The sequence below is a fragment of the Cerasibacillus quisquiliarum genome (assembly GCF_014202495.1).
GTDB lineage: Bacteria > Bacillota > Bacilli > Bacillales > Amphibacillaceae > Cerasibacillus > Cerasibacillus quisquiliarum.
The window spans coordinates 440,438-465,169 of sequence record NZ_JACHHA010000001.1; the positions used below are offsets into that span (position 1 = coordinate 440,438).

The window sequence follows — 24,732 nt, forward strand, 5'->3', positions numbered from 1 at the left end:
AATATATTTCGGGAAGGTGTCGCCCTTGAATGAACAAATGGAAGAAAGAATCTTAACATATTTTCGTGAAAATGAACAAAAACCACTCTCTGTTCATGAATTAGAAGAAGCATTAGAAGCTTATGAAGCGGATGCTTTTAAGGCGCTTGTCATTGCTTTAAACAGACTTGAAGAAACTGGGAAGCTCGTTCGGACGCGAAAGAATCGTTTTGGCTTACCAGAAAGAATGAATTTAGTTCGTGGACATATCCAAATGCATGCCAAAGGCTTTGCATTTCTGCTTCCGGATGATGAAGAACAACAAGATATTTATATTCATCATTCTGATTTAAATTCTGCTATGAATAATGATCTCGTGTTAGTTCGTGTGGAAAAAACAGGAGAATCAGGAAACCGTCCTGAAGGTTCTGTCATACGGATTTTAGAGCGAGGAACGACAGAAATTGTCGGAACATTTGAAGATAATCATTCATTCGGTTTTGTCGTTGCTGATGATAAACGTGTTCCGAATGATATTTTTATACCGAAAAGTAAGACAAACGGAGCCATTCAAGGTCATAAAGTCGTTGCTAAAATTACAAAGTTCCCAGAAGAAAAGCGAAGTGCAGAAGGCGAAATCATTAAAATACTTGGTCATGAGAATGATCCGGGTATTGATATATTATCCATTATTTATAAACATGGCATTCATATTGAGTTTCCAGAAGATGTCATACAACATGCGGCATCTATTCAAGATTCGGTAAGTGATGAGGAAATTAAGGAACGTCGTGATCTTAGAAGCGAAATGATTGTGACGATTGATGGTGCAGATGCTAAAGATTTAGATGATGCTGTCACAGTATCGAAACTAGAGAATGGTCATTATAAATTGGGTGTCCATATAGCTGATGTCAGTTATTATATTGAAGAAAATTCTCCGATGGATCAAGAAGCATTAGAAAGGGGAACAAGTGTCTATCTAGTTGACCGTGTTATTCCGATGATTCCACATCGCTTATCCAATGGTATCTGTTCACTTAATCCTCGTGTTGATAGGCTGACGCTAAGCTGTGAGATGGAGATTGACTCGACTGGAAAAGTCGTTCAGCATGAAATTTTTCAAAGTGTTATTCGAACGACAGAACGAATGACTTATGAAGATGTGAATAAAATTCTCGTTGACAAAGATCTGGCATTACGTGAAAAATATAAAGAGCTCGTTCCGATGTTTGAACAGATGGAGAAATTAGCCAAAATATTACGTGGAAAGCGGATGGGTCGTGGCGCCATTGACTTTGACTTTAAAGAAGCGAAAGTCCTTGTTAATGAAGAAGGAAAAGCGGTTGATGTTGTGATTCGAGAGCGTTCAGTTGCCGAACGAATTATTGAGGAGTTTATGCTCGCTGCTAATGAAACAGTTGCCGAACATTTTTATTGGTTAAATGTTCCATTCGTTTATCGCATTCATGAAAATCCTGATGAAGATAAATTGCAAAGTTTCTTTGAGTTTTTATCAGGAATGGGTATACGCGTAAAAGGTGTTGCGCACGATATCCATCCACAACAATTACAGAAAATCCTTGAAAATGTTGCCGAACGACCAGAGGAAATGATTGTATCTAAACTTATGTTACGTTCTATGAAACAGGCGAAATATGATCCTAATAGTATTGGTCATTTTGGCTTAGCTGCGACATATTATACACATTTCACATCACCTATACGCCGTTATCCCGATCTTATTGTCCACAGACTCATTCGAACATATTTAATCCATAAACAAATGAGTAAGAAAGTGATTCATAAATGGGAACAACTACTTCCTGATATAACAAAGCACGCTTCGTTAATGGAAAGAAGAGCTGTTGATGCAGAACGAGAAACGGATGATTTGAAGAAAGCCGAATATATGTTAGATAAAATTGGTGACGTATTCAAAGGAGTCATTAGTTCAGTCACAAGCTTCGGCTTATTTGTAGAACTTGAAAATACAGTCGAAGGACTCGTTCATGTAAGTTACTTAACAGATGACTATTATCATTTTGATGAAAAAAGCTATTCATTAATTGGAGAAATGACGCGAAAAATATATCGCATAGGTCAAGAAGTAAATGTTCGCGTCATAAACGTAAATTTAGAAGAGCGTGTCGTTGATTTTGAAATCGCCCAAGGAGAAGGCGACGAATAGGAGCCTATTTTACGCCATAAGAGTTAAACTCTTGTGGCGTTTTTTATCTTGTTCAATAAACTATAAATAAAAAGTGTCACAAAGGAGAAAAAAAATAAAAAGTTGCATAAGGTAAAAATGATTGTTGACAACTAATATTTTGTTGTATATACTATTTATTGAACGATAGAAACAATATAGAGGTTAACCATACTTTTTATTTAGAGAATATAATTGGCAACATGTTAAGGAAGGTGAAATCAGATGGATAAGGCAATCGAAGTTGAACATTTGCATGTATCATATTATGGCAAAGAAGTGATTAATGATATTTCTTTTTCTTTTGATACAGGTAAATTAATCGGAATTATCGGCCCAAATGGTGCGGGAAAATCCACCTTAATGAAGGCGATTTTAGAATTAATACCACGTGACCATGGAAGTGTTAAAATTCACGGAAACCCTGTTAAAAAAATGCGAAAAAAAATTGCCTATGTCCCACAAAGAAGTAATATTGATTGGGATTTCCCAATTAATGTTTTTCATACGGTTTTATTAGGTACGTATCCAAAGCTAGGACTCTTTAAAAGACCAGGCCGTAAAGAAAAAGATTGGGCATACACTTGCTTACAACAGGTCGGTATGGAGAAGTATGCAAAGCAACAGATTGGCGAATTATCAGGTGGCCAGCAGCAACGGGTTTTTTTAGCACGTGCATTGGCCCAACAAGCAGAAATATTTTTTTTAGATGAACCATTTGTTGGGATTGATGTTGCGAGCGAACAAACGATTATTAGCATATTAAAACGACTACGCGACAAAGGAAAAACAGTTTTTGTTGTTCATCATGATTTATCAAAAGTAGAAGATTATTTTGATGATCTCATTTTAATTAATAAAAAACTCATTCAATCTGGTCCAGTATCTGATGTGTTCCAAGCTGAAACAATGTCTAAAGCATATCAGACAAATTTTCCTTTCATGAAAGCGGGGTTTAGTGTCTGATGGTTCAATTTATAAATGACATCATGCAATATGAGTTTTTACAAAAGGCATTATTCACATCTGTTATGGTCGGCATTTTATGTGGAGTTATTGGAAGTTTTATTATTTTACGTGGGATGGCTTTAATGGGAGATGCGATTTCTCATGCTATTTTACCAGGTGTAGCCATTTCTTTTATGTTAGGCATTAATTACTTTTATGGTGCAGTATTAATGGGTGTTATTACATCTTTAGGCATTGGCTTTGTTACACAAAATAGTCGTATCAAAAGTGATTCATCTATTGGTATCGTTTTTTCTGCTTTTTTTGCATTAGGGATTTTATTATTAATGAAGGCACAGACAGTCGTTGATTTATCATCCATTTTATTTGGAAATGTCTTATCCGTTCGTTCGTCAGATATGTGGTTGACACTAGGGATAGGTATCTTCGTGTTATTGATCGTGTTTCTCTTTTATAAAGAATTACTTATTACGACATTTGATCCAGTTATCTCTACGTCATATGGCATACCGACGAAATTTGTTCATTATGGTTTGATGGTTCTGTTAACATTAGTTACTGTTGCTTCATTGCAGACAGTAGGAGTTATTCTTGTTGTTGCCATGCTTATTACACCTGCAGCAACAGCATACTTATTAACAAATCGCTTATCTATAATGATCGTATTAGCTGCTCTATTCGGATCGATATCAAGTGTCCTTGGTTTATATTTTAGCTTTAAGTATAACCTAACATCAGGAGCAGTTATAGTTTTAGTAGCGACTGTGATATTTTTACTTGCTTTTTTATTTTCTCCACAACAAGGAATTGTATGGAGAGCTTTAAGAACGAATAAACAACGTACATCTTTTTAATAAAATTAATGATAATAAAGGAGAGAGAAAGTTATGAAGCGCTTTTTTTATATGACGTTTACGATTATCATGGCTATTTTTTTCTTAGCTGCTTGTAACAATGATGGGGATTCTAAGGAGAATAATGACGCTCAATCTGGAGAGAAGTTAAAAGTTGTTTCATCTTTTACGATCATAACAGATATGGTTCATCAAATTGGTGGCGATCATGTTGAAGTACACAACCTTGTACCAACAGGAACGGATCCACATGAATATGAACCACTTCCAGAAGATATTAAAAAAGCGACCGATGCGGACGTCTTGTTTTTAAACGGTATGAATTTAGAAGGTGGTAAAGACGGCTGGTTCTATAAAATGATCGATTCAGTCAATCAAAATTTGGATCATGTATTTGAATTAAATAAAGGTGTTAAACCGAAATATATTGGTAAAGAATCAGGCGTTGAAGAGGAAGTAAACCCACATTCTTTCTTGGATCCACAGGTCGGCATTAAAATGGCGGAAAACTTAAGAGACGCCTTAGTAAAAATTGATCCAGATAACAAAGCTGTTTATGAGGAAAATGCAGACAAATATTTACATGAATTACGTGATATGGATGCCCAATATAAAGAAAAAATCGGTGAAATACCTGAAGAAGATCGCATCCTTGTAACGAGCGAGCGTGCGTTTCAATATATGACCGAGCGTTATGGATTGGAAGAAGCGTATGTGTGGGAAATTGATACGGAAGAGCTCGGAACACCCGAGCAAATCAAATCATTGGTTGACACATTAAAAGAAAAGCAACCACCTGTCTTATTTTTAGAATCAAATGTTGACCCTAGACCTTTAGAAACAGTGTCAAGTGAATCAGGAATTGATATTTATGAGAAAGAAATATATTCCGATGAAATAGGTCAAAAAGGCGATCCGGTTGACACATATATTAAATTGTTGCAACATAATATTGACATTATTTATGATGGATTAAAAAGTAACTAAAGACATGGTTTATGCTTATCATGACCGTTATGTTGATAGAAGCGGAGCATATCAGATTTGATATACTCCGCTTTTGATACTTTTAAATTTGTTCGTTAACCATTGTCTGTTCAACGAGCTCACATAGAAAGTGTTGTATTTTATTAAACGCATAAAAAAGCAAACGACTGTCTAAATGCACACTCACCTTTGTTTCTATTAGTATTCTGGTTAAATTGGTAATTTGACTTATTTTTTGTTAGAATAAATCACACCGAAATAGTTGGAGGAATACGGATATGTCGAAGCGAAAAGGAAAGACAATTGCCCAAAATAAAAAAGCACGGCATGATTATTTCATTGAAGATACGATTGAAGCTGGGATTGTACTTAAAGGAACAGAAATAAAATCAATTCGTGCTGGACGGGTGCAAATGAAAGACTCACACGCTCGAATTGATCAAAATGGTGAAGTTCAATTAATTAATATGCATATTGCACCATATGAACAAGGGAATCGATTTAACCATGATCCGACAAGGACACGTAAATTACTATTACACAGAAAAGAAATTGATCGATTAATCGGATTAACTCAACAAAAAGGATATACACTCGTTCCGTTAAAAATTTATATTAAAAATGGTTACGCTAAAGTGTTATTAGGTCTTGGTAAAGGTAAGAAGCAATACGATAAACGTGAAGATTTAAAACGAAAACAAATGAAACGAGATATAGAACGTGCCGTAAAAGACCATGTGAGAGGCGTTTAGTAACGACAAGCAAAACGAATGCCCCCCATGGTATGAAATGGTATAATATAAGTAAATATAATACCGAGGTGACGGTACGATGGAAAAAAATATAGGTCAGGTAGATCGTGTCATTCGTTTTATTTTAGGGATTGCTTTATTAGCATTGTTGTTTTTCGTAGATGGTGGTATAAGATGGGTAGGACTGTTAGGAATTGTTATGTTATTTACAGCAGCAGTTGGCTATTGCCCTTTGTATAAACCATTAGGTATTAATACGAATAAAGAAAAGTAAGTTATCGTCGACTGAATCACTTGATTAATATATTCAATGTGATATACTATTATAGTGAAAGTTCACCTATATGTCTTTACGTTCACTTTACAAGGGGACGTTTTGGATTCGACAGGGATAGGTCGAGCTTGAGTTGCATGTCGAGGTTACGACTCGTAAAACGTTAACGCCTAAATTTAACTGGCAAAGAAAACAATAATTTCGCTTTAGCAGCTTAGTCTAGCTAAAGGATCCTTCCTGCTATCGCCCGTGTAGTAGATGAAGGGTCTTAAATGAAGCGGGCTATACGTTAACTCGCCGTCTGAGGGTTAACGTTGAATTGAATCAGACTAGCCATTCATAACGCCTGTTGGTAGGCCGTTGAATTGGTGAAACATAATATACCAACTAAACATGTAGAAGCTTAAGTGGCGATATCCTTGGACGTGGGTTCAACTCCCACCGTCTCCATACATCATTTTTAACAAACACTTTAATAAATATAAAACAGCACTTTTTACCGGAATAAATAACGGAAAAAGTGCTTTTTTATTATATACATTTTCTAAAGAAAAAATGTGAGAAATTGCTTATAGAAAAAAAGCAGTAAATATTTAGTTTGAATCATCCACTGCATAATGTGTATAGGTTCATATGTTATGATGATAGCAAACTAAACTCAAACTAATGATATGAAGTTCTAAATGAACCATAATTAATTATTATTTAGGAGTGAGATGATGACACGTAAATTTACGAAAGAAGCTCTTTATGAAGTAACAAATGATTTATTGATACAACACGGATATGCTGGTCTTCACTTCGGATTAATAGCTGAGCGATTAGAAATTACACGTGGAGCACTTTATAAATACTTTAAGAATAAAGATGAATTGATTATTGATTTAATGATTTATGAGATGGATAAGTTTTTACAAGATTTAAAAGTCATACGTCAGTATAAGCATTTTAATCAACAATTAGAATATTTGCTTGATATTATTTTTAAATATAGCCGAATTCATCAAAATCTCTCTATCGTTTATCAAATACCAACAACAAAACATGTAAATGAAAAAGTAAAACAGTTAGAAATTAGACATCATGACATGTATGCTTATTTAAATGCCTTTATTGAATTAGGTAGAGAAGAAAAGCGTATCCATACTGAATTTCCTGATCACTTAATTTTAGGTTTTATTTTTCAAACTGTAAATATTCCTAACCAAACGAATTTGCCTGAAAAACAATGGAAGACTCTCATTATGAATTTTCTCTCTCAAGGTATGCAAGCAGATTTATAAATTGACACTTCTGTTACTTTCACCTATATTTAATTTATTACCTAAAGTTACACTTGTGTTACTTTATAAATCAAATGAAGAGGTGAAAGAGATGTTTCTTGCATTGAAAGAGTTAAAACATGCCAAATTACGTTTTTTCATGATTGGTATGATTCTCGTCTTAATTTCTTGGCTTGTCTTTATTTTATCTGGATTAGGTAATGGACTTTCTTCGCTTAGTGCTTCATCTTTTAAAAAGATGGATGCTGAATTTGTCGTATTTGAAGAGGGTTCACGCCATTCGATGTTAAGGTCAGTCATTTCTGATGATATGACGAAAGATCTTAAAGCATTACCAAATGTCGAAGATGCAGCACCAATGGGTTATCGTTCAGCAGTCGTCCTTAAAGAGAATGTAACATCTGATGATGAAAAAATTGATGTCTCTCTTCTTGGTATTCATCCGGGTAGCTTTTTAGAACCTGAAGTTATTGAAGGGCATTCATTAGAAAAAGGGAAAAACACTGAAGTTATTGTCAATGATTCTCTAAAAAATCAAGGGATTCATATCGGAGATACATTAGAAATTGAAGGTTCAACAGAAGTGATAACAGTGGTAGGATTTGTAAAAAATGAATCTTTCAACCATTTACCAGCTATATTAATGACGATGGATCACTGGCGAACCATTCATTTTGCGGCACCGGGATCCGATATGGGAATAAATAATCCAGTTAATGCTATCATGCTTCAAGGTAAACAGATTAACCCTGATGAAGTTAATCAAGCAATAGAAGGGATAGAAACGACGACAAAAAAAGAAGCCATAAACGGTATTCCAGGCTATACTGCTGAAAATGGAACGATAATGATGATGTTAGCCTTTTTAATGGCCATTTCTGCTGTTGTTATTACTGTCTTCTTCTATGTGCTAACATTACAGAAGTCGAATCAATTCGGAATTATGAAAGCAATTGGCGCTAGCAATGCATTTCTTGGACGGGCTGTCGTATCTCAAGTATTTTTATTAGCTGTTGTAAGTATCGGATTTGGTATTTTGTTAACATACGGAACAGCAGCCATTCTTCCAGATGAGATGCCTTTTGCACTTGATTTAAAGCTTGTATTTAGTTATGCAATCGTTTTACTCATTGTTTCAGTTTTAAGTTCTCTTTTTTCCGTCCGAAAAATAACAAAAATCGATCCGTTACAAGCGATAGGGAGGATTGAATAATGCAAGGCATTCAATTTAAAAATGTTTCAAAGTTTTATGAAGAGGGAGATAGTGAATTTACTGCATTAAATAATGTATCAATATCAGTAAATCCCGGTGAATTTGTAGCAGTGGTTGGTCCTTCAGGTTCAGGAAAAAGTACATTCCTATCAATTGCCGGGGCTCTTCTTCAACCGTCTAAAGGAAATGTTATGATTAACGGCACGAACTTAAAGGATCTAAAGTCAATAGAACTAGCAAAATTACGATTAGAAGAAATCGGTTTTATTTTACAAACGTCTAATTTGGTTCCTTACTTACATGTACTCGATCAATTATTAGTCGTTAAAAAAATGAAAGGATCAATTACAGCTGAAGATAAGCGTTATGCAAAAGAATTATTAGAAGAAGTCGGTCTAGGTAACAAGGTAAAAAAGTATCCTGATCAGCTTTCGGGGGGAGAACGTCAACGAACAGCTATTGCACGTGCGTTTATAAATGATCCTAATATTATACTTGCCGATGAACCGACAGCAAGCCTTGATTCACAACGTGCTTTTGAAATTGTAGAACTTATTTCAAAAGGGGTAAAGTCACGAAACAAAGCAGCGATTATGGTTACACATGATGAACGATTATTAACGTATTGCGATAAAGTATATCAAATGTTAGATGGAAATTTGGAATTGATGAAAAAGCAACCTCTTACAAATCATTAATTATAAGATGTCTAGTGCCTTATTGGTGCTAGACCTTTTTAAAAAAGTTGACTATCTTTGAGCAATCCATTCAATGAGATGTATACTATTTACTCCATTGTTGAGTATTATACCAATTGATGAGTACAGAATAATACAACATTGAATAGTACCCTACTCAAATAATTGACGATAATAAACTTAACGAACGAACAAAAAAACACCACATCAATTGCGTATGTGGTGTTAATAAAAGTCAATCATCTGTTAACGTTCGTCTGTCTGAACTGTCGTTTGTGGGGCGTCCTCTTTATACGGTTTAATATAAGATTCTCTTAATTCATGACGCATCCAGCCCATCAGTGATAAGACTAAGAAGAATGAGACAATCGATAACGTAAAATATTTTCTTTGATCATGTTTCATTAATAAATATAAGAAATACAACAATCCACCAGTTAAAAGAAGCGAACCCAATAATAATGTCGTTAACATGACATCATCACCCATATATAAGTTACGGATATCCTTTTCAAAACTAAATAGAAGTAGGAATCCTGCAACAAATTGTAGAGCAGTCGTCATGATCATAACCTTTAATCCGTATTTTTTTCCTTCTTTTATAATATTTTGCTCGATAGAATCGTCCAATTCCTTATTTTGTTTCTTTTGTAAACGGTTATTCCAAAAATATAAATAAAATCCTGCAGCAGCAAAACTAGCTAATATAAAATGAATATAACGCTGCCAAATCTGTGGGTAATAAACTAGACCGTGGAAGAAACCTTTTGATTGAGCCCACATATCTGGTTAAAGCATAGAGACGACATTAACGATAAAGATAAGTGGAACAAATAATAATAATAAACTCCCAACTGCTCCTAGCATGACATGGAATAACTTTTTGTGTTGCATTTTATCCCATAAAAATTTATAAGCATAGAGAAATAAGAAAGCAACGATTAAGATAATGAGTAACGACAACCACGCTTTTCCTATTAAGATAGTTGATGGATAGAAATACTGTGTATAAATCACACTAATTAAAAGTAGTGGTGCAACACCTAAGACGACAGCAATACTTTTTAAAATAGAAGTATGATTAGCTAGCTGTTTAGCAAGTAAATCTTCTTCTTTGTTTTTATGAATCATACCTTTTATTTCTTTAAAAACCGCCATCGCTGACGAGCCAACCGTAATGTTTACAAAAATGATATGCAAAATAAAACTAATAATAATAAGAAATTCAAAGAAACCAACATGTCCTGGAATAATGAGTTCCAAATCTTCAGGTATGATTAAGCTTAGAAGATACATTATTCATCTGCTCCTTTCGCTTGGTTAGAATCATTATTAACTTCTTCTGTCACCTTAAATAAAAAGTGTGCTAGTGCTTGTCGTTCTTCCTCTGTTCCGACGAAAGGTGGCATAAATGGTCTAGCCTCATTCAGTTGTCCAATATACATATCAATCGTTTCTTCAGTCCAGCCGTCCAAGCGATTAGCGAAAGCTCTTGTATCACGCCAGCCGTCTATCGTATGACAAGCGAGACATTGTCCTTTATAAAGTTCTTCTCCAGCTTCATACTTATTGTCATCTGTTACTTCCTTAACTTTTGCGAATGTAGAGTGAGTCAGATAACCTTCTTTATTATACAATTCTGCGTCTTTTTCTAAAATCCCGTTCGCATACATATAATCGTATATAATGAATGGTTTACGGACAGATTCACGTACCATTTCAAACTCTGCAATGAAACCTATCGAAGAAAAGAATACAGCAATCGCTAAAATAAATGGTACTTTATTTGATTTTAAAATCATCCAAAGCCCAAAAATGATAAAAACTAATAAGCCAGCAATATTGATCCAATCAAACATTTTTTTAGACATACCAGTAGACCAGACGATTAAATCGTATGCTTCTGCTGGAATTTTATAAAGATACCAAACACCGGATAATAATAAAAGTGGCAAAGCGACAAGGTTTATCTTACCAAATAATTTAAAGACGTCACTTTGTAAATCTCTGTCTTTTACAAAAAACTTGATAAACACAGATACGAGTGCAATCGCTAGAACAATTGCGATGAATGTTCTAAAAGCGAGTGATGGTAAATAAGTCGGATTAAAGAATGCATTCCAAAATGATAATGTTTCTGTCCACTTTCCAGGAGTTAATTTTGCTGCTAAAACACCTGTAATAATGGCAGCTGTTAACCAGCCGAAAAATACGAGTGCCCAGCCAATTCGGTTATGTATATAGCGCTTAGCTCCTGTCCATTTATCCCATGTGTAAAAGTAGACGAGTAATAGAACAACTTCTGTAATAAAGACAATCCACTCAGCAAACCAAGCCCAAAAGAAAATCCTTAACAATGATCCGATGGAATCAGGTTGAATGACTGTCGTACTAAACCATATGCCAACTCCAGTTATGGCGCCAACTGTTGTCGTTATAATAAGTACCCATTTGCTAAATTTACGCGCTAATGAAATTAACCCTTCGTTCTGGTTTTTAATACCAGTATACTCCATAGATACCATTAATGTTGTTGCGCCGATAGCGACACCGTGACTTATAATGACATGAATGATAGCAATGATAGCAATGACGGTACCGTTACCTAGCCATGGAAACTCAACAACTGGAAAATCCATTGATACATCCTCCTCTTTTTGATTTGTTCTACCATGTTAAAAAACACGATTTCTTGTGATTCTATAACATAATATAACACGAAGTAAAAAATGTTTAATTCAGATATCTATTGTCAAAAAATCGTAACAAAATTATGAACAAAAATTGAACAACAGATATGTGTAACAAAAATAAACTCAAGTTTACTTGTAATTAAAATATTTAATGAAGGATGAAATGCTAGATAGATGATAAAATGAGCTTGTTCAACTTAACATAAACGCGTATGATAATGATAGAAAGCTAGAAAGGGGTTTATTAATGGGTACAAATTTAAACATTGATGAAACAAAAAAACTTATCCACCAACTTGTTTCAATTCCAAGTCCATCAGGTTTTACGGATAAAGTGATTCAATTTGTAGACGATTATTTAAAACAATTAAATGTTGAAACGAAGCGTAATAACAAAGGCGGTCTTATTGCAACAATCCCAGGTACAAACGAAGAAGAACACCGTATGCTAACCGCTCATGTTGATACATTAGGTGCAATGGTTAAGGAAGTAAAAGATAACGGTCGTCTTCGCCTTGATTTAATTGGCGGATTTAACTATAACTCTATCGAAGGTGAATATTGTGAAATACATACGGCAAGCGGGAAAGTTTATACAGGAACAATTTTAATGCACCAAACGTCTGTTCATGTATATAAAGATGCCGGAACAGCTAAACGAAATCAAGATAATATGGAAGTGCGGATAGATGCTGAAGTAAATAATGCTGAAGAAGTGCGTCAATTAGGGATAGAAGTCGGTGACTTTGTAACATTTGATCCACGCGTTCAAATAACAGCAAATGGTTTTATTAAATCACGTCATCTTGATGATAAAGCAAGTGTTGCGATTTTATTGCAACTTATTAAAAGGATTAAAGAAGAAGGCATATCATTACCATATACAACACATTTTCTCATTTCGAATAATGAAGAAATTGGCTACGGTGGTAACTCCAATATTCCACCAGAAACGGTTGAGTATGTTGCAGTTGATATGGGAGCTATTGGTGATGGGCAATCAACAGATGAATATACGGTTTCAATTTGTGTGAAAGATGCAAGTGGCCCTTACCATTACGGACTTAGAAAACACTTTGTTTCTATAGCGGAACAAAATAACATAAGTTACAAATTGGATATTTATCCATACTATGGTTCTGACGCATCAGCTGCCATCCGCTCGGGACATGATATAGTCCATGGGTTAATTGGACCTGGTATCGATTCATCACATGCTTTTGAACGTACACATGAAAAAGCTTTAATCCATACAGAACAGTTACTATATTATTATATCCAATCAGAAATGGTTATCTAAAATAATAAAATGAGCATATAAAGGTCGGATTTGACTTTTATATGCTCATTCATTGTTTTTAATAAGTGTAGAAGGTGATTATAATAATTAAACAACATAATTGTAAATACAGAGAAAATGTAGAAAACTACCTCCCATTATAAATAAATGGAAAATTTCATGATATCCCATATATTGAAACTCTAACCACTTTGGTTTAAACCAATAAATCAATCCCCCAATCGTATAAATGACTCCACCTAATACGAGAAGCAACATGCCTTTTGTACCAATCATAGGAGCTAATGACCCACTATAAAAAATAATGAGCCAGCCCATAATAATATAAATAGCTGTTGAAAGCCATCGTGGTGCGTCAAACCAAATCAGTTTATAAAGTACACCAAGTAATGCCAGACTATGAATGATTGTAAACAATATCCATCCTTTTGTCCCTGATAGACCAATTAAACTAATAGGTGTATATGTGCCAGCAATTAGTACGAAAATCATCGCATGATCAATACGTCTAAAAGTTTTAATAATACGCTCATTTGCCATTATCATGTGATAAATAGCAGATGCACTATATAATAAAATCATACTCACACCGAAGACAATGACAGCAAATCGTTCAACAGAAGAAGACGACATTGCAGATGTTTTCATGATGAGTAAAAAAAGTCCAACGACAGAGATCATTGCTCCAAATAAATGGGTTAAGCCATTTATCGGTTCTCGTATATAAGTATTCATCTTTCAACACTCCTTCATGTAGTTATTGAAACTATATATAATGATACATACTTTACAACATCTAGTCAATGTTTACATTTACCTTTTTTATGCTTATACTAATAAGAAGTACAATAAAAATGGAGCGAAAAATATGAAACCATTACATGAAATAATTGAAAATAGTGGGTTAGAAGCACAATTAGAATTAGCGGATATTCCTGATATCGCTTTATATATGGATCAAGTGATTCAATTATTTGAGAAGGCATTTAATGAAACAAAACGTCATGAAGATGAAAAAATATTAACTAAAACAATGATAAACAACTATGCGAAGGGACGTTTATTTTATCCAATAAAAAATAAACAATACACGAAGAATCATATTATTCTCATCAGTTTAATCTATCATTTAAAAGGAACATTAATGCTTAAAGATATTAAGTCACTATTAGAACCATTAAATAATCAAGTCGTCGAAGATAAGTTCCCATTAGAAACATTTTATGAAGAACATACAGATTTAGTTAAGCAACTTATTAAACAAGTGAAAGAAAATATGATACATTTGTCAGATCGTGTGAGCGATGTCGTTGAAATCGAAGGACCAGAGACGACATATATAGAACAACTTCATATCATTTTATTATTTTCAGAAATAAGTCAAGCTTATCGAAGGATTGCTGAAAAACTTGTTGATGAAATAAATGCAACATTTAATGAACAAAAATAGTAAGCGTGACGAAAGGAAGATTCGATGAAGTTAAGTATTTTAGATCAAGTCCCACTCTCAGAAGGAGCAAGCTATAAAGAAGCTCTAAACCAAACGATCCAACTGGCAAAGGATGCTGAACGATTAGGTTATAAAAGGTATTGGATCGCTGAACATCATGATTTACCTGGCTTAACATGTCCAGCACCTGATGTCTTATTGAGCCGCTTAGGAGCGGAAACGAATACAATAAGGATAGGTGCAGGTGCCGTTTTATTACCACATTACCGTCCCTTTAATATAGCTGAGCGTTACAATCTGTTAGCTAGTCTGTATCCTAATCGGATTGATCTCGGTATTGGTCGTGCACCGGGTGGTTCAGCAGAAGCGACGTTAGCTTTATCAGAACGTTATCTTGAAAAAGTAAGACAATATCCTGAACTCATTGATGATTTACAGCGATTTTTGACGAATGGTTTTCCACAAGATCATACGTTTTCAAGAATAAGACCAAGACCAGTTCCGGCTATACAACCACAGATGTGGCTATTAGGTACGAGTGAAAAAAGTGCTAAATTAGCAGTGGAAAAACGATTACCTTATTCATTTGCCCATTTTATGTCAGATTCTAATGGTCCCCAGATTGTTCAGTCATATAAGAAAGCATGGAGAGAAGCATATCCGAACGAAAAGCCATATGTGGTTCTAGCTGTATCAGCAATCTGTGCTGAAACCGAACAAGAAGCGGAAGAACTTGCTTTAAGTCAGGCACTTTGGCAAGTATCACAAGATAGTCCAGTACCTTCAACTGAAAAAGCGAGACAACATCAATTTACTGTTCAACAGAAAGAAATGGTGAAAAGATCAAGAGAAAAACAAATCATCGGAAACCCTGAAAAAGTAGTCAAGGAATTGTTAAGTCTAAAAGAAATCTACAATGCGGATGAAATCATGATTTTAACGATTACACATTCATATGAAGCACGAAAACGCTCCTATGAATTAATAGCGAATACGCTTGATGAATAGTCCAACTGTTGCTATATAGAAGTCAGGCTATTCAAATTGCAGTCTCGTATTGTAACACGAAGTTAAGAGTGCATATTGAGTCTTTTAAATTGCAGTCTCGTTGAAAAGAACATCTTCAAGGGTACATGCAGCTTTATCCGCGGCTGCAAAGAGAGCCGCACATTGAATGCTTATAGATTAGAACAAGCGGAGAAAACTTACATTCTCCGCTTGTATTATTTCAAAGAAAATCTCATAGTCTCACACTTTAATCTTCATTATAGAAATTTTCTATGTGCTGATATATAGCGATTAACTCATAGAGTACGATCAGTTCAGGTGGGAAATGAGTCGGGTGCTCCTCGCTCGAAACCATTTCCTTATTGTCCTCCCAAAACAAAGTCGTTAGCTGTTTTATTTGCTTATGGAGATAATTTTTATGGTATTTTTTCGGTTGTTGCATTGCTTCTTCAAGAATACGAATCGAATGAAGAATGTTTTGACGGTCTGCTTTCGTCCACGAAATTTTTTCTAAAGGTGTGTAGACTAAGTTTTCAATATGATAAATAATCATACGTAAACTGTTAAGCTGCTGTTTTGCCTTTTTAGCATTGCTTTTTTCAATTCCAACTAGCGGATGAAACCTCGCTTCATCTTCTTGATAACGAATGAGTGATTCTGCACGAATGATTTTATTTCGCATACGTTTCAGTGCTTTTCTATCATATATATCATCGTCATGTCTATCTTCTAGAATATCGTGAAACACTTTGTATAAAAGTTTTCCAGTTTTTTTACTTATTTGTTGTATATCATTAGTAATATCTTTTGAATAGTCAGGTGGTAGAATTAACATGTTCACAGCAGTGGAAACGAGTAGCCCTATCGTCGTTGTGCCGAGACGGATAAAAAAGGCAATTAAAAAATGGCTGTGAACAACTTCCACCATAGCAACGGCTGTCAATGTTGCGACAAGTAAACCAGCATGTAAATTCAATTTATAACAAGTTAAAATAGTTAGAACGGCAGACAAAGTATATGTAATTGGTGATTGACCGAACATAGAGATGAAAAATACCGTATAAGCAGAGCCTATAGCTGAAGCTGGAAAACGAATGAGCCCTTTTCTAATGGAGTCTGACACGGTCGGTTCGATAGTAACGATGGCTGTAATAACCGCAAATACAGGCGGCCAGCCAATTAATTCACAAATCCATGCTGTTAAAAAAACAGCGATTCCTGTCTTGATTACTCTTTCACCAGTAAATTCAAAAAGCCGCATCATTTTTCCTCCATTTTTAATAATAAAACTCATCTTAGTATATCATATACAATATTATGAAAAATGATAAAAAAGGATAAATAGTGTCATAGTAAACTCTATCTTTAAATCTAGTATTTTGAAATAATATTGTAACATTACCATAATACGTGTGAAATCATTCGGTGTTATACTTCCTTTAGTAGAAAAGTATGAGAGATATACATAAAACTTTAAAATAAAAAAATGTACTGCAATATACATAAGTCGTTTTAGCTTTTAAAATCATTTGCAGTGATTATGGGAAAGCGGGGAAGAATTTTGAAGAAGTCATTTGTTACAGTTGCAACAGTGTCAGTTGTAGGTTTAAGTAGTATGTTTTTTACACAGACAAGCTATGCTGAGACTTTACAACAATTACAGAATAAACAAATAAGCATTCAAGATGAACGATCACAAGTCAAGAAAAATTTAACAAAAGCAGAAAAAGAAATTGCAAACCTTTTACTAGATTTAAAACAATTAAATAAAGAAATTGATCAAACAAATAAGGCACTAAAAGCAAATAAAAAAGAAATGACGAAAACAAAAAAAGCAATCGATAAGACTGAAGATGAAGTTGCTTCATTAGAAGATGCGATTGATGAACGCTTTGAAATTTTAAAAGAACGTGCCGTTTCATATCAAAAAAGCGGTGGGAATATTGGCTTACTTGACGTTATCTTTGGATCAAGCGATTTCAATGATTTAATTAGCCGTGTAACAGCTGTTACGAAAATTACGGAATCTGATCAACAGCTTATTGAAAAAATTGATGAAGATAAAGAAGAAGTTGAAAATAAACTAGCAGAATTAGAAGAAATGGAAGTAGAACTTAAAGGAATACAAGAATTAATCGTTGAGCAAAAAGAAGAAAATGAGGCACGGAAAGAAAATTTAAAGAAAAAAGAAAAACAATTAAAGAAAAAAGTTAAAAAACTTAAAATGAAAGATAGTGACCTTGCTTCACTTGAGGCACAAGTTTCAAGCGATATCGAAGCAGCACGTACCCCTGTTGTAGTAACGCAAAATGATTCTGAATCGACACAGGAAACAACAAACAAAACTAAAAAATCATCAGAATCAACAGCTAACCCAGCGCAAACAGCTAACTACGGCTCTGCTATTCAAGCAGGTTATTCAGTCATTGGAACACCTTATGTTTGGGCAGGTAAAGGGCCAGGAGGCTTTGACTGTTCTGGATTTGTATCATGGGCGTATGGAAAGGCTGGTAAATCATTGCCATCTAGTACAGCGGGTATGAGAGGTGTCGGTACTAAAGTATCATATGGAAATATTAAACCAGGCGATCTTGTCTTCTTTAATACATATAAAACAGATGGACATGTCGGTATTTATATCGGTGGTGGTAAGTTTATTGGAGCACAGAATAGTACAGGTGTAGCTGTTGCTGATATGACAAGTGGATACTGGAAATCAAAATTCAATGGTCATGTGCGTCGTGTAAACTAAATCATAAAATGAACTTACTGGATAAAGTTATCATTTTCATAACTTTATCCAGTTTTTCATTTCAAGTCACGGTGAAAAATATAAGAAAAGCATTGCTTATGGCAATGTTGATTTGTGCCGAATGACTTGCCTTTAATATATACAAGAATACTTTTCGCTTTATCTTATACCTATTATTTAATATCTATATAGACATGCGTTTTTTAAATTTAAGTAAAGTAAAAAAGCGACTACTATTTTCTTGTTATCAATACTAGAAAGGCGTACTTCTATGATTGCTTCTTCAGAGATGAATCTGTCAACGTTCTCAATACATGTAAAGAATGTATTGTCATTCATAGCGTCTCTTTTAACGTTATCTAATTTTCTCATAAAATGCTATATTCATTCACGTTTAATCATCATAGCAAAGTCATGTGATGCGATAAAAGGTGACTTAAGATTTATTTCTATGAATAAAAGCAAAAACCACGCCTAAGAAAGCGCGTTGGTTGTCAAATAGTGATTTTTTAAATAAATGCTTAACATACTTCCATTCATTACAGTCCATAGATAACAGGAGAATCATATGCTGAATATGTCATCGGCATTTTTTGTTTTAAAGCACTAAAATAAAGTAAACAGTAATGAAAGAAATTATCGCCGTGCCTAGTGAATATAGAAATGCTAGTAAGTACTTTTTATTTAACATTAGTTGTAACGTCTCATATCCAAACGTAGAAAAGGTCGTAAAAGCACCACAGAAACCAATTCCAACAGCATACAAAACCAATTCCGAAATGACGTCAAGTATGTAAAACTTAACAATTAAAGATAAAAGGACTGATCCAGTAACATTAACAATAAATGTTCCGATACCGAATGGCTCTACTTTAGTTGATATAAAGTAACGACTGACACTTCCTAAACATCCACCTATGGCTAGAGATAAAAAGTCCACGTGTCTTCACCTGATTTCTAACATATGGGCAATATAATAGCCGGAAAAGGCACATATGATACCACCAATAATACTGCCAAAAGCATATAATAAAGCGAATCCTAAATGAGAAGGGAACAGCTGAGCGACTTCCACAACAAATGTAGAAAAAGTTGTAAAAGAACCGATGACACCCACATTGAACGCTATTATAGAAAGTGGTTGTTTTTTCCATTTTATATGAGAAAACGTCAGAATGAAACTAAGGATAAAACAACCACTTAAATTAATAAGAAATGTAGCTATAGGAAACCCACTGTTCGTCATAAAAATAAGAGAAATTGTATAGCGAAACAGTGTCCCAATGGCACCACCGATACCAATCGCAATACTTGTCTTTAAGTTCATATTATTGACAATCCGGACAACGACCATAAACCTCGAACTTATGATCATCAATTTGATAATTGCTTAATGTTTGTCCGATATCATCCATTGGACAAACATTTATTTTCTTCGTATGCCCACATGCTTTACAAATAAAATGATGGTGATGATGATCACTACAATTCATCCGGAAATGCTTTTCCGAATTTAGTTCTGTGGATTCTAAGATACCGAGTTCATGATAGAGATTAAGATTGCGATAAACAGTATCATAACTAATCCCTTCGTATATTGATTCCATATGTTCATATAGTTCTTTAGCAGAACGATAACCATCTTCATGATGAAAATAATTTAGAATTTCCTTACGTCGCTCTGTCATCTTATAACCATTTTCTTTTAAAAGCTCAAGCGATTCTTGAAGACTCATTTGATTCACCCCTCTTTCGATAAGATGTAAGAAAATCGTTTCACACTAATAGATAAAAGTAAAATTAAGATTGCAACGACAACAATTGTTCCACCTGGTGGGATACTTAAATAATAACCACTAATTAATCCTACTATAACAGCTATTTCAGCAAATACAATAGATAAAACAATCGTCTGTTTAAAGCTATGACTAATCCGCATGGCACTAGCGACAGGTAAGGTCATTAACGCTGAGACGAGAAGCACACCAACAATACGGATTGATACTGCGATAACAAGAGCAGTTAAGACGATAAATAAAAAGTGAATTCGTTTTGAATGGATGCCTGAAACTGTGGCGTGCTCCTCATCGAAAGATAGCGTGAGTAATTCTTTATAAAAGATACGTATCACAGCTATTATAAATGATGCCATTATGATAATCGTCCAGAAATCTTGCTGACTAACTGCTGAGACCGAACCGAATAAATAATTGAATAAATCATTATTAAATCCGTTAGCTAAAGCGATAAAAATAACACTTAAACCAACACCACCACTTAAAATAATAGGTATGCCAATTTCCTGATAACCTTTATAAACATGTCTTAACTTCTCGATTAAAATAGCACCAATGACAGAGAAAGTCATTCCGCTATATAACGGATTTAAAAAAGATACGAGCATCGTTTTTTCGAGTAATAGACCGAAAGAAATACCTGCTAAAGTGACATGTGATAGTGCATCCGCTAATAGGGATAAGCGTCTAACGACAAGAAATGTACCAAGTAGTGGTGCGATAATACCGACAAGTAAACCTGTTAAAAATGTATGACGTAAAAACGTGAATTGTAATAAATCTGCTAGCATAAGACACCTCCTCGGCTTGCTTTTAGCCGTTACTTCTATTTATTTCATCAAGTTTGTCTACATCATGATTATCTTTTAATCATGATTATGTACGATGGCTTGCACAGGATGTCCGTATATTTTTGATAATTGTTCAGTCGTAAGTGCTGTATAAGCAGCTGAATCACCGTGAAAATGTAATGTCTGATTTAAACAAGCAACATGAGTAGCATATTTGGTCATAACACCTGTATCATGGGTGACAAGTAATAAAGTAAGATTGTTTTTTACATTTAGTTCATGTAATAGCTCATAGAAACGATCAACATTTTTGTAATCAATGCCAACTGTAGGCTCATCAAGGATAAGGAGTTCGGGTTCACTTACTAATGCACGAGCAATAAATACCCGCTGTTGTTGCCCACCAGATAAGTTACCAATATTACGATACGTATATTTCTCCATATCGACTAAGCGAATTGCTTCTAGTACTTTTTCTTTATGATGTTTCTTGAAAAATTTAAAATACCCGATCTTTGCCGTTAATCCCATAGAGACGACTTCATAAACGGTAGCAGGAAAACCTTTATTAAATGTATTTGCTTTTTGAGAAACAAATCCAATCCGATTCCAATCTTTAAATTCATTCATCGGCTCATTTAAAAGAAAGATTGAACCGTTATCTGGTTTTAAAAGGCCGAGAATAATTTTAATTAACGTTGTTTTTCCTCCACCATTCGGACCAACCAATCCCATAAACATTCCGCGCTTAATGTCTAAATGGACATTCTTTAGTACTTGCCGCTCTCCATAGGCAAAGCCAATGTTTTCTAAACGGATAACAGAGTCTTGCATCTAATTAAGCTCCCTTCATATAAAAAGCTAATTTGTCACTTCATCAAGTATGTTTAAGTTATGTTTCATTAAGCTAAAATAATCGTCTTTATGATTAATATCTTCATCTGTGAGAACTTCTAAGTTATGCAATACACGTTCTTCTGCTCCGAGATGCTCTTGGACAATTTTTGCAACACGATTAGATCCTGTTTGATCATATAGTACATATTTCAGTTGTTTTTCTTCAGCTAATTTCGTAATCTTTGCCAAATCTTTTTGCGATGGTTCATCACTAGAAGAAAGGCCACTTATCGCTATTTGCTTAATCCCATATCTGTCTTCCCAATAACCGAAAGCAGCATGATTAACTAACACATGCTTATCTTCCTTTTTAGATAAAACATCGACAAATTGCTCATCCAAAGCAGTTAATTCTTTTTCAAGGTTGTTCATGTTTTCTTCGTATTGTTTTTGATTATTTGGATGAAGAGCACTTAATTCAGCTGTAATTAATTTTCCAATATCTATCATACGTAATGGATCTAACCATATATGTGGATCTAAATCCCCATGATCGTGCTCATCGTCTTCATGTCCATGATGATGGTCATCACTTTCATTTTTCATAAACAATTCCTCATGTTTTCCGATTTCAACTAGTGTCACATCTTGTGAATTTAATGCATCAGCCGTTGCTTCAGCAAAACTTTCCATACCTGCACCGAGAAAAATAAATGCTTCACCTTTAGCGATATCGGTCATTTCTTTTGAAGACAGTTCAAAGGAATGGGCATCAACACCTGGAGGAATGATAGATTTCACCGCCACTTCATTGCCTACAATCTGCTCAGTTAAAAACTGAATCGGATATATAGACGTATAAATTAGATCTTCCTGCTCTTTTACATCATTTTCACACCCACTTATGATGCTAATGAATATTACAATTATAAATATGAGTCGTTTTTTCAAAATAAATCCTCCCTTATTTTCATCAGTAAATATCATATCGTAATGAATACGATTTGTAAATAGGAATGATTACGATTATTTAAAAATACCTTTTATTCGTGATACAATAATATGGAGATACTCGATTAATCTGTTGTAAAAATGCTATAATGAGTCTTGTTATACATATATTGATATTTATCAATGGATAATCTATCCCTAGGAGGAATCTATAGATGAGTATGTTAGAAAAGATTGAAAAAGATATAAAAAGAGCTATACAAGAGGCTGTCGTCGAAGCGGGGATTACAGAAGCAAATCAAATCCCAAATATAATTTTAGAAAAACCGAAAAGCAAAGAGCATGGTGATTATGCAACAAATGTCGCGATGCAATTAACAAAAATCGCTAAACAACCCCCGCGTAAAACAGCTGAAGCAATTGTTGAACATTTTACTTGCGACCATGTAACAAAAATTGATATTGCTGGTCCAGGTTTTATTAACTTTTTTATTGACCATACGTTTTTAACAAAACTTGTCCCAACTATATTAGAAGCAGGAGACGAGTACGGTCGTTCTGAAATTGGTAAAGGAGAGCGTATTCAAGTCGAGTTCGTTTCAGCAAATCCAACAGGTGATCTTCACTTAGGTCATGCGCGTGGTGCAGCATATGGTGATGCATTATGTAATGTGTTAGAAGCGGCAGGGTATGATGTTGAGCGTGAATACTATATCAATGATGCGGGAAATCAAATAGACCAACTTGCGCTTTCTGTTGAAGCACGTTATATGCAAGCATTAGGAAAAGAATGGGATATACCAGAAGATGGTTATCGTGGTAAGGATGTTCAAACATTCGGATATGAATTAAAAGAACGAGACGGTGACAAATGGATTCATGTCACAAAAGAAGAGCGGTTGAAATATTTTCGCCAATACGGCCTTAAGCGAGAGCTAGATAAAATCAAACATGATTTACACGCATTTGGAGTAACATTTGATAACTGGTTTTCTGAAACATCACTCTATGAAGATAAAAAAATTGATGCAGCCCTTGAAAAACTGAAAGAATCAAATCTTGTTTATGAACAAGATGGTGCGACTTGGTTTAAAACAACAGCATATAAAGACGATAAAGACCGTGTTTTAGTTAAATCAGATGGTAGCTATACGTATTTAACACCAGACATTGCTTATCATAAAGATAAACTTGATCGTGGCTTCAATACGCTCATTAATATTTGGGGAGCTGACCATCACGGTTACATTCCACGTATGAAAGCGGCCATTCAAGCACTAGGATATGATGAAGATACGTTAGAAGTTGCTGTCATTCAAATGGTTAACTTATATGAAAATGGCGAACGTGTGAAGATGAGTAAACGGACAGGAAAAGCAGTTACTTTAAGACAATTAATGGAAGAGGTTGGAAAAGATGCGATGCGCTATTTCTTCAGTATGCGCTCAGGCGATTCGCATTTAGATTTTGATATGGATTTAGCACGCTCACAGTCTAACGAAAACCCTGTTTATTATGTCCAGTACGCTTATGCGCGTATATGTACGATGCTTAAACAAGCAGATAAAAAAGGTTTCATAACAGAAGAAACACCAGAGTATTCCTTATTAACTTCAGAAAAGGAAGAAGAGCTTCTAGTTAAACTTGGGGAATTCCCACAAATAATCGCCGAAGCAGCTCAGAAGCGTACACCTCATAAAGTCACACAATATGTATTCGATTTATCAACATTACTTCATAGTTTTTATAATGCAGAAAAAGTATTAGATGACGAGAATCGTGAACTAACCTTTGCACGCTTAGCATTGATGAAAGCTGTGAAGATTACGATAGCAAATGCTTTACGAATCATAGGAGTAAGCGCTCCGGAGAGCATGTAAACTACACGTAATATATCATTTACGAGAACAAAACGGGTCAAAACATTTCTAAAATT

General features: G+C 34.5%; 25 protein-coding genes and 1 other RNA gene. 15 read left to right on the forward strand and 11 right to left on the reverse strand.

Annotated features, from left to right (window positions below):
* The first annotated feature begins 25 nt into the window (after positions 1 to 25).
* The 10 genes from rnr (at position 26) to HNQ35_RS02170 (ending at position 9,218) form a co-directional block, all read left to right on the forward strand.
* Entirely contained in the window at positions 26 to 2,170 is a 2,145-nt protein-coding gene (gene rnr, locus HNQ35_RS02125; RefSeq protein ID WP_146934307.1) for a ribonuclease R, read from the forward strand.
* A gap of 243 nt (positions 2,171 to 2,413) precedes the next feature.
* Entirely contained in the window at positions 2,414 to 3,154 is a 741-nt protein-coding gene (locus tag HNQ35_RS02130; RefSeq protein ID WP_146934304.1) for a metal ABC transporter ATP-binding protein, read from the forward strand.
* Positions 3,154 to 4,011, forward strand: coding sequence for a metal ABC transporter permease (locus HNQ35_RS02135; RefSeq protein WP_146934301.1), 858 nt, complete (start codon positions 3,154 to 3,156; stop codon positions 4,009 to 4,011). Before HNQ35_RS02130 ends, HNQ35_RS02135 begins: the two co-directional genes overlap by 1 nt.
* A gap of 33 nt (positions 4,012 to 4,044) precedes the next feature.
* Positions 4,045 to 4,998 carry a metal ABC transporter solute-binding protein, Zn/Mn family gene (locus HNQ35_RS02140; RefSeq protein ID WP_146934298.1) on the forward strand — a complete coding sequence of 318 codons (954 nt, stop codon included), beginning with the start codon at positions 4,045 to 4,047 and terminating at the stop codon, positions 4,996 to 4,998.
* A gap of 278 nt (positions 4,999 to 5,276) precedes the next feature.
* Complete coding sequence (gene smpB / locus HNQ35_RS02145; protein WP_146934295.1) at positions 5,277 to 5,750, forward strand: SsrA-binding protein SmpB; 474 nt, start codon at positions 5,277 to 5,279, stop codon at positions 5,748 to 5,750.
* Positions 5,751 to 5,829: 79 nt separating this feature from the next.
* Positions 5,830 to 6,024: a YgaP family membrane protein gene (locus tag HNQ35_RS02150; RefSeq protein WP_146934292.1), complete on the forward strand. Its 195-nt coding sequence runs from the start codon at positions 5,830 to 5,832 to the stop codon at positions 6,022 to 6,024.
* A gap of 93 nt (positions 6,025 to 6,117) precedes the next feature.
* Positions 6,118 to 6,477: a transfer-messenger RNA gene (ssrA, locus tag HNQ35_RS02155) on the forward strand.
* 266 nt (positions 6,478 to 6,743) lie between these two features.
* Entirely contained in the window at positions 6,744 to 7,307 is a 564-nt protein-coding gene (locus HNQ35_RS02160; RefSeq protein ID WP_170226533.1) for a TetR/AcrR family transcriptional regulator, read from the forward strand.
* Between the two features lie 91 nt (positions 7,308 to 7,398).
* The gene (locus tag HNQ35_RS02165) at positions 7,399 to 8,520 is read left to right on the forward strand and encodes an ABC transporter permease (RefSeq protein ID WP_146934425.1); all 1,122 of its coding nucleotides are present in this window, start codon (positions 7,399 to 7,401) and stop codon (positions 8,518 to 8,520) included.
* On the forward strand, positions 8,520 to 9,218 hold the full coding sequence (locus HNQ35_RS02170; protein WP_146934286.1) for an ABC transporter ATP-binding protein: 699 nt from the start codon (positions 8,520 to 8,522) through the stop codon (positions 9,216 to 9,218). The genes HNQ35_RS02165 and HNQ35_RS02170 overlap by 1 nt, the downstream gene beginning before the upstream one ends.
* A gap of 246 nt (positions 9,219 to 9,464) precedes the next feature.
* On the opposite strand, the gene HNQ35_RS14160 is transcribed toward HNQ35_RS02170, so the two are convergent.
* From HNQ35_RS14160 to HNQ35_RS02180, 3 genes are read right to left on the reverse strand one after another with little or no spacing between them, the layout of a single operon-like run.
* Positions 9,465 to 10,001 carry a hypothetical protein gene (locus HNQ35_RS14160; protein WP_246118004.1) on the reverse strand — a complete coding sequence of 179 codons (537 nt, stop codon included), beginning with the start codon at positions 9,999 to 10,001 and terminating at the stop codon, positions 9,465 to 9,467.
* Positions 10,002 to 10,007: 6 nt separating this feature from the next.
* Positions 10,008 to 10,514, reverse strand: coding sequence for a hypothetical protein (locus HNQ35_RS14165; protein WP_246118003.1), 507 nt, complete (start codon positions 10,512 to 10,514; stop codon positions 10,008 to 10,010).
* Positions 10,514 to 11,857 carry a c-type cytochrome gene (locus tag HNQ35_RS02180; protein WP_146934283.1) on the reverse strand — a complete coding sequence of 448 codons (1,344 nt, stop codon included), beginning with the start codon at positions 11,855 to 11,857 and terminating at the stop codon, positions 10,514 to 10,516. The genes HNQ35_RS14165 and HNQ35_RS02180 overlap by 1 nt, the downstream gene beginning before the upstream one ends.
* 301 nt (positions 11,858 to 12,158) lie before the next feature.
* Between HNQ35_RS02180 and HNQ35_RS02185 the strand changes: the two genes are divergently transcribed.
* A complete protein-coding gene (locus tag HNQ35_RS02185; RefSeq protein ID WP_146934280.1) occupies positions 12,159 to 13,211 on the forward strand; it encodes a M42 family metallopeptidase in 1,053 nt (350 codons plus the stop codon).
* A gap of 87 nt (positions 13,212 to 13,298) precedes the next feature.
* Here HNQ35_RS02185 and trhA read toward each other — a convergent pair whose 3' ends face one another.
* Complete coding sequence (trhA, locus tag HNQ35_RS02190; protein ID WP_146934278.1) at positions 13,299 to 13,946, reverse strand: PAQR family membrane homeostasis protein TrhA; 648 nt, start codon at positions 13,944 to 13,946, stop codon at positions 13,299 to 13,301.
* Positions 13,947 to 14,079: 133 nt separating this feature from the next.
* On the opposite strand from trhA, the gene HNQ35_RS02195 reads away from it, so the two are divergent.
* Both HNQ35_RS02195 and HNQ35_RS02200 read left to right on the forward strand, forming a co-directional pair.
* Positions 14,080 to 14,661: a DUF1836 domain-containing protein gene (locus tag HNQ35_RS02195; RefSeq protein ID WP_146934275.1), complete on the forward strand. Its 582-nt coding sequence runs from the start codon at positions 14,080 to 14,082 to the stop codon at positions 14,659 to 14,661.
* A 24-nt stretch (positions 14,662 to 14,685) separates the two neighbouring features.
* Entirely contained in the window at positions 14,686 to 15,669 is a 984-nt protein-coding gene (locus HNQ35_RS02200; RefSeq protein ID WP_146934272.1) for an LLM class flavin-dependent oxidoreductase, read from the forward strand.
* 247 nt (positions 15,670 to 15,916) lie between these two features.
* Here HNQ35_RS02200 and HNQ35_RS02205 read toward each other — a convergent pair whose 3' ends face one another.
* Positions 15,917 to 16,930 carry an FUSC family protein gene (locus HNQ35_RS02205; protein WP_146934269.1) on the reverse strand — a complete coding sequence of 338 codons (1,014 nt, stop codon included), beginning with the start codon at positions 16,928 to 16,930 and terminating at the stop codon, positions 15,917 to 15,919.
* 300 nt (positions 16,931 to 17,230) lie between these two features.
* On the opposite strand from HNQ35_RS02205, the gene HNQ35_RS02210 reads away from it, so the two are divergent.
* Entirely contained in the window at positions 17,231 to 18,421 is a 1,191-nt protein-coding gene (locus HNQ35_RS02210; RefSeq protein ID WP_246118002.1) for a C40 family peptidase, read from the forward strand.
* A gap of 598 nt (positions 18,422 to 19,019) precedes the next feature.
* On the opposite strand, the gene HNQ35_RS02215 is transcribed toward HNQ35_RS02210, so the two are convergent.
* From HNQ35_RS02215 to HNQ35_RS02240, 6 genes are all read right to left on the reverse strand, one after another.
* Positions 19,020 to 19,361 carry a fluoride efflux transporter FluC gene (locus HNQ35_RS02215; RefSeq protein WP_146934266.1) on the reverse strand — a complete coding sequence of 114 codons (342 nt, stop codon included), beginning with the start codon at positions 19,359 to 19,361 and terminating at the stop codon, positions 19,020 to 19,022.
* Positions 19,362 to 19,367: 6 nt separating this feature from the next.
* Positions 19,368 to 19,748: a fluoride efflux transporter FluC gene (locus HNQ35_RS02220; RefSeq protein ID WP_146934263.1), complete on the reverse strand. Its 381-nt coding sequence runs from the start codon at positions 19,746 to 19,748 to the stop codon at positions 19,368 to 19,370.
* Between the two features lies 1 nt (position 19,749).
* The gene (locus HNQ35_RS02225) at positions 19,750 to 20,157 is read right to left on the reverse strand and encodes a Fur family transcriptional regulator (protein WP_146934260.1); all 408 of its coding nucleotides are present in this window, start codon (positions 20,155 to 20,157) and stop codon (positions 19,750 to 19,752) included.
* A gap of 5 nt (positions 20,158 to 20,162) precedes the next feature.
* Complete coding sequence (locus tag HNQ35_RS02230; RefSeq protein WP_146934258.1) at positions 20,163 to 21,008, reverse strand: metal ABC transporter permease; 846 nt, start codon at positions 21,006 to 21,008, stop codon at positions 20,163 to 20,165.
* Positions 21,009 to 21,083: 75 nt separating this feature from the next.
* A complete protein-coding gene (locus tag HNQ35_RS02235) occupies positions 21,084 to 21,842 on the reverse strand; it encodes a metal ABC transporter ATP-binding protein (protein WP_146934255.1) in 759 nt (252 codons plus the stop codon).
* Positions 21,843 to 21,869: 27 nt separating this feature from the next.
* Positions 21,870 to 22,796, reverse strand: coding sequence for a metal ABC transporter solute-binding protein, Zn/Mn family (locus HNQ35_RS02240; RefSeq protein ID WP_246118001.1), 927 nt, complete (start codon positions 22,794 to 22,796; stop codon positions 21,870 to 21,872).
* Between the two features lie 215 nt (positions 22,797 to 23,011).
* Here HNQ35_RS02240 and argS point away from each other — a divergent pair, with 215 nt between their 5' ends.
* Entirely contained in the window at positions 23,012 to 24,676 is a 1,665-nt protein-coding gene (gene argS, locus HNQ35_RS02245) for an arginine--tRNA ligase (protein WP_146934249.1), read from the forward strand.
* The last annotated feature ends 56 nt before the right edge of the window (positions 24,677 to 24,732 follow it).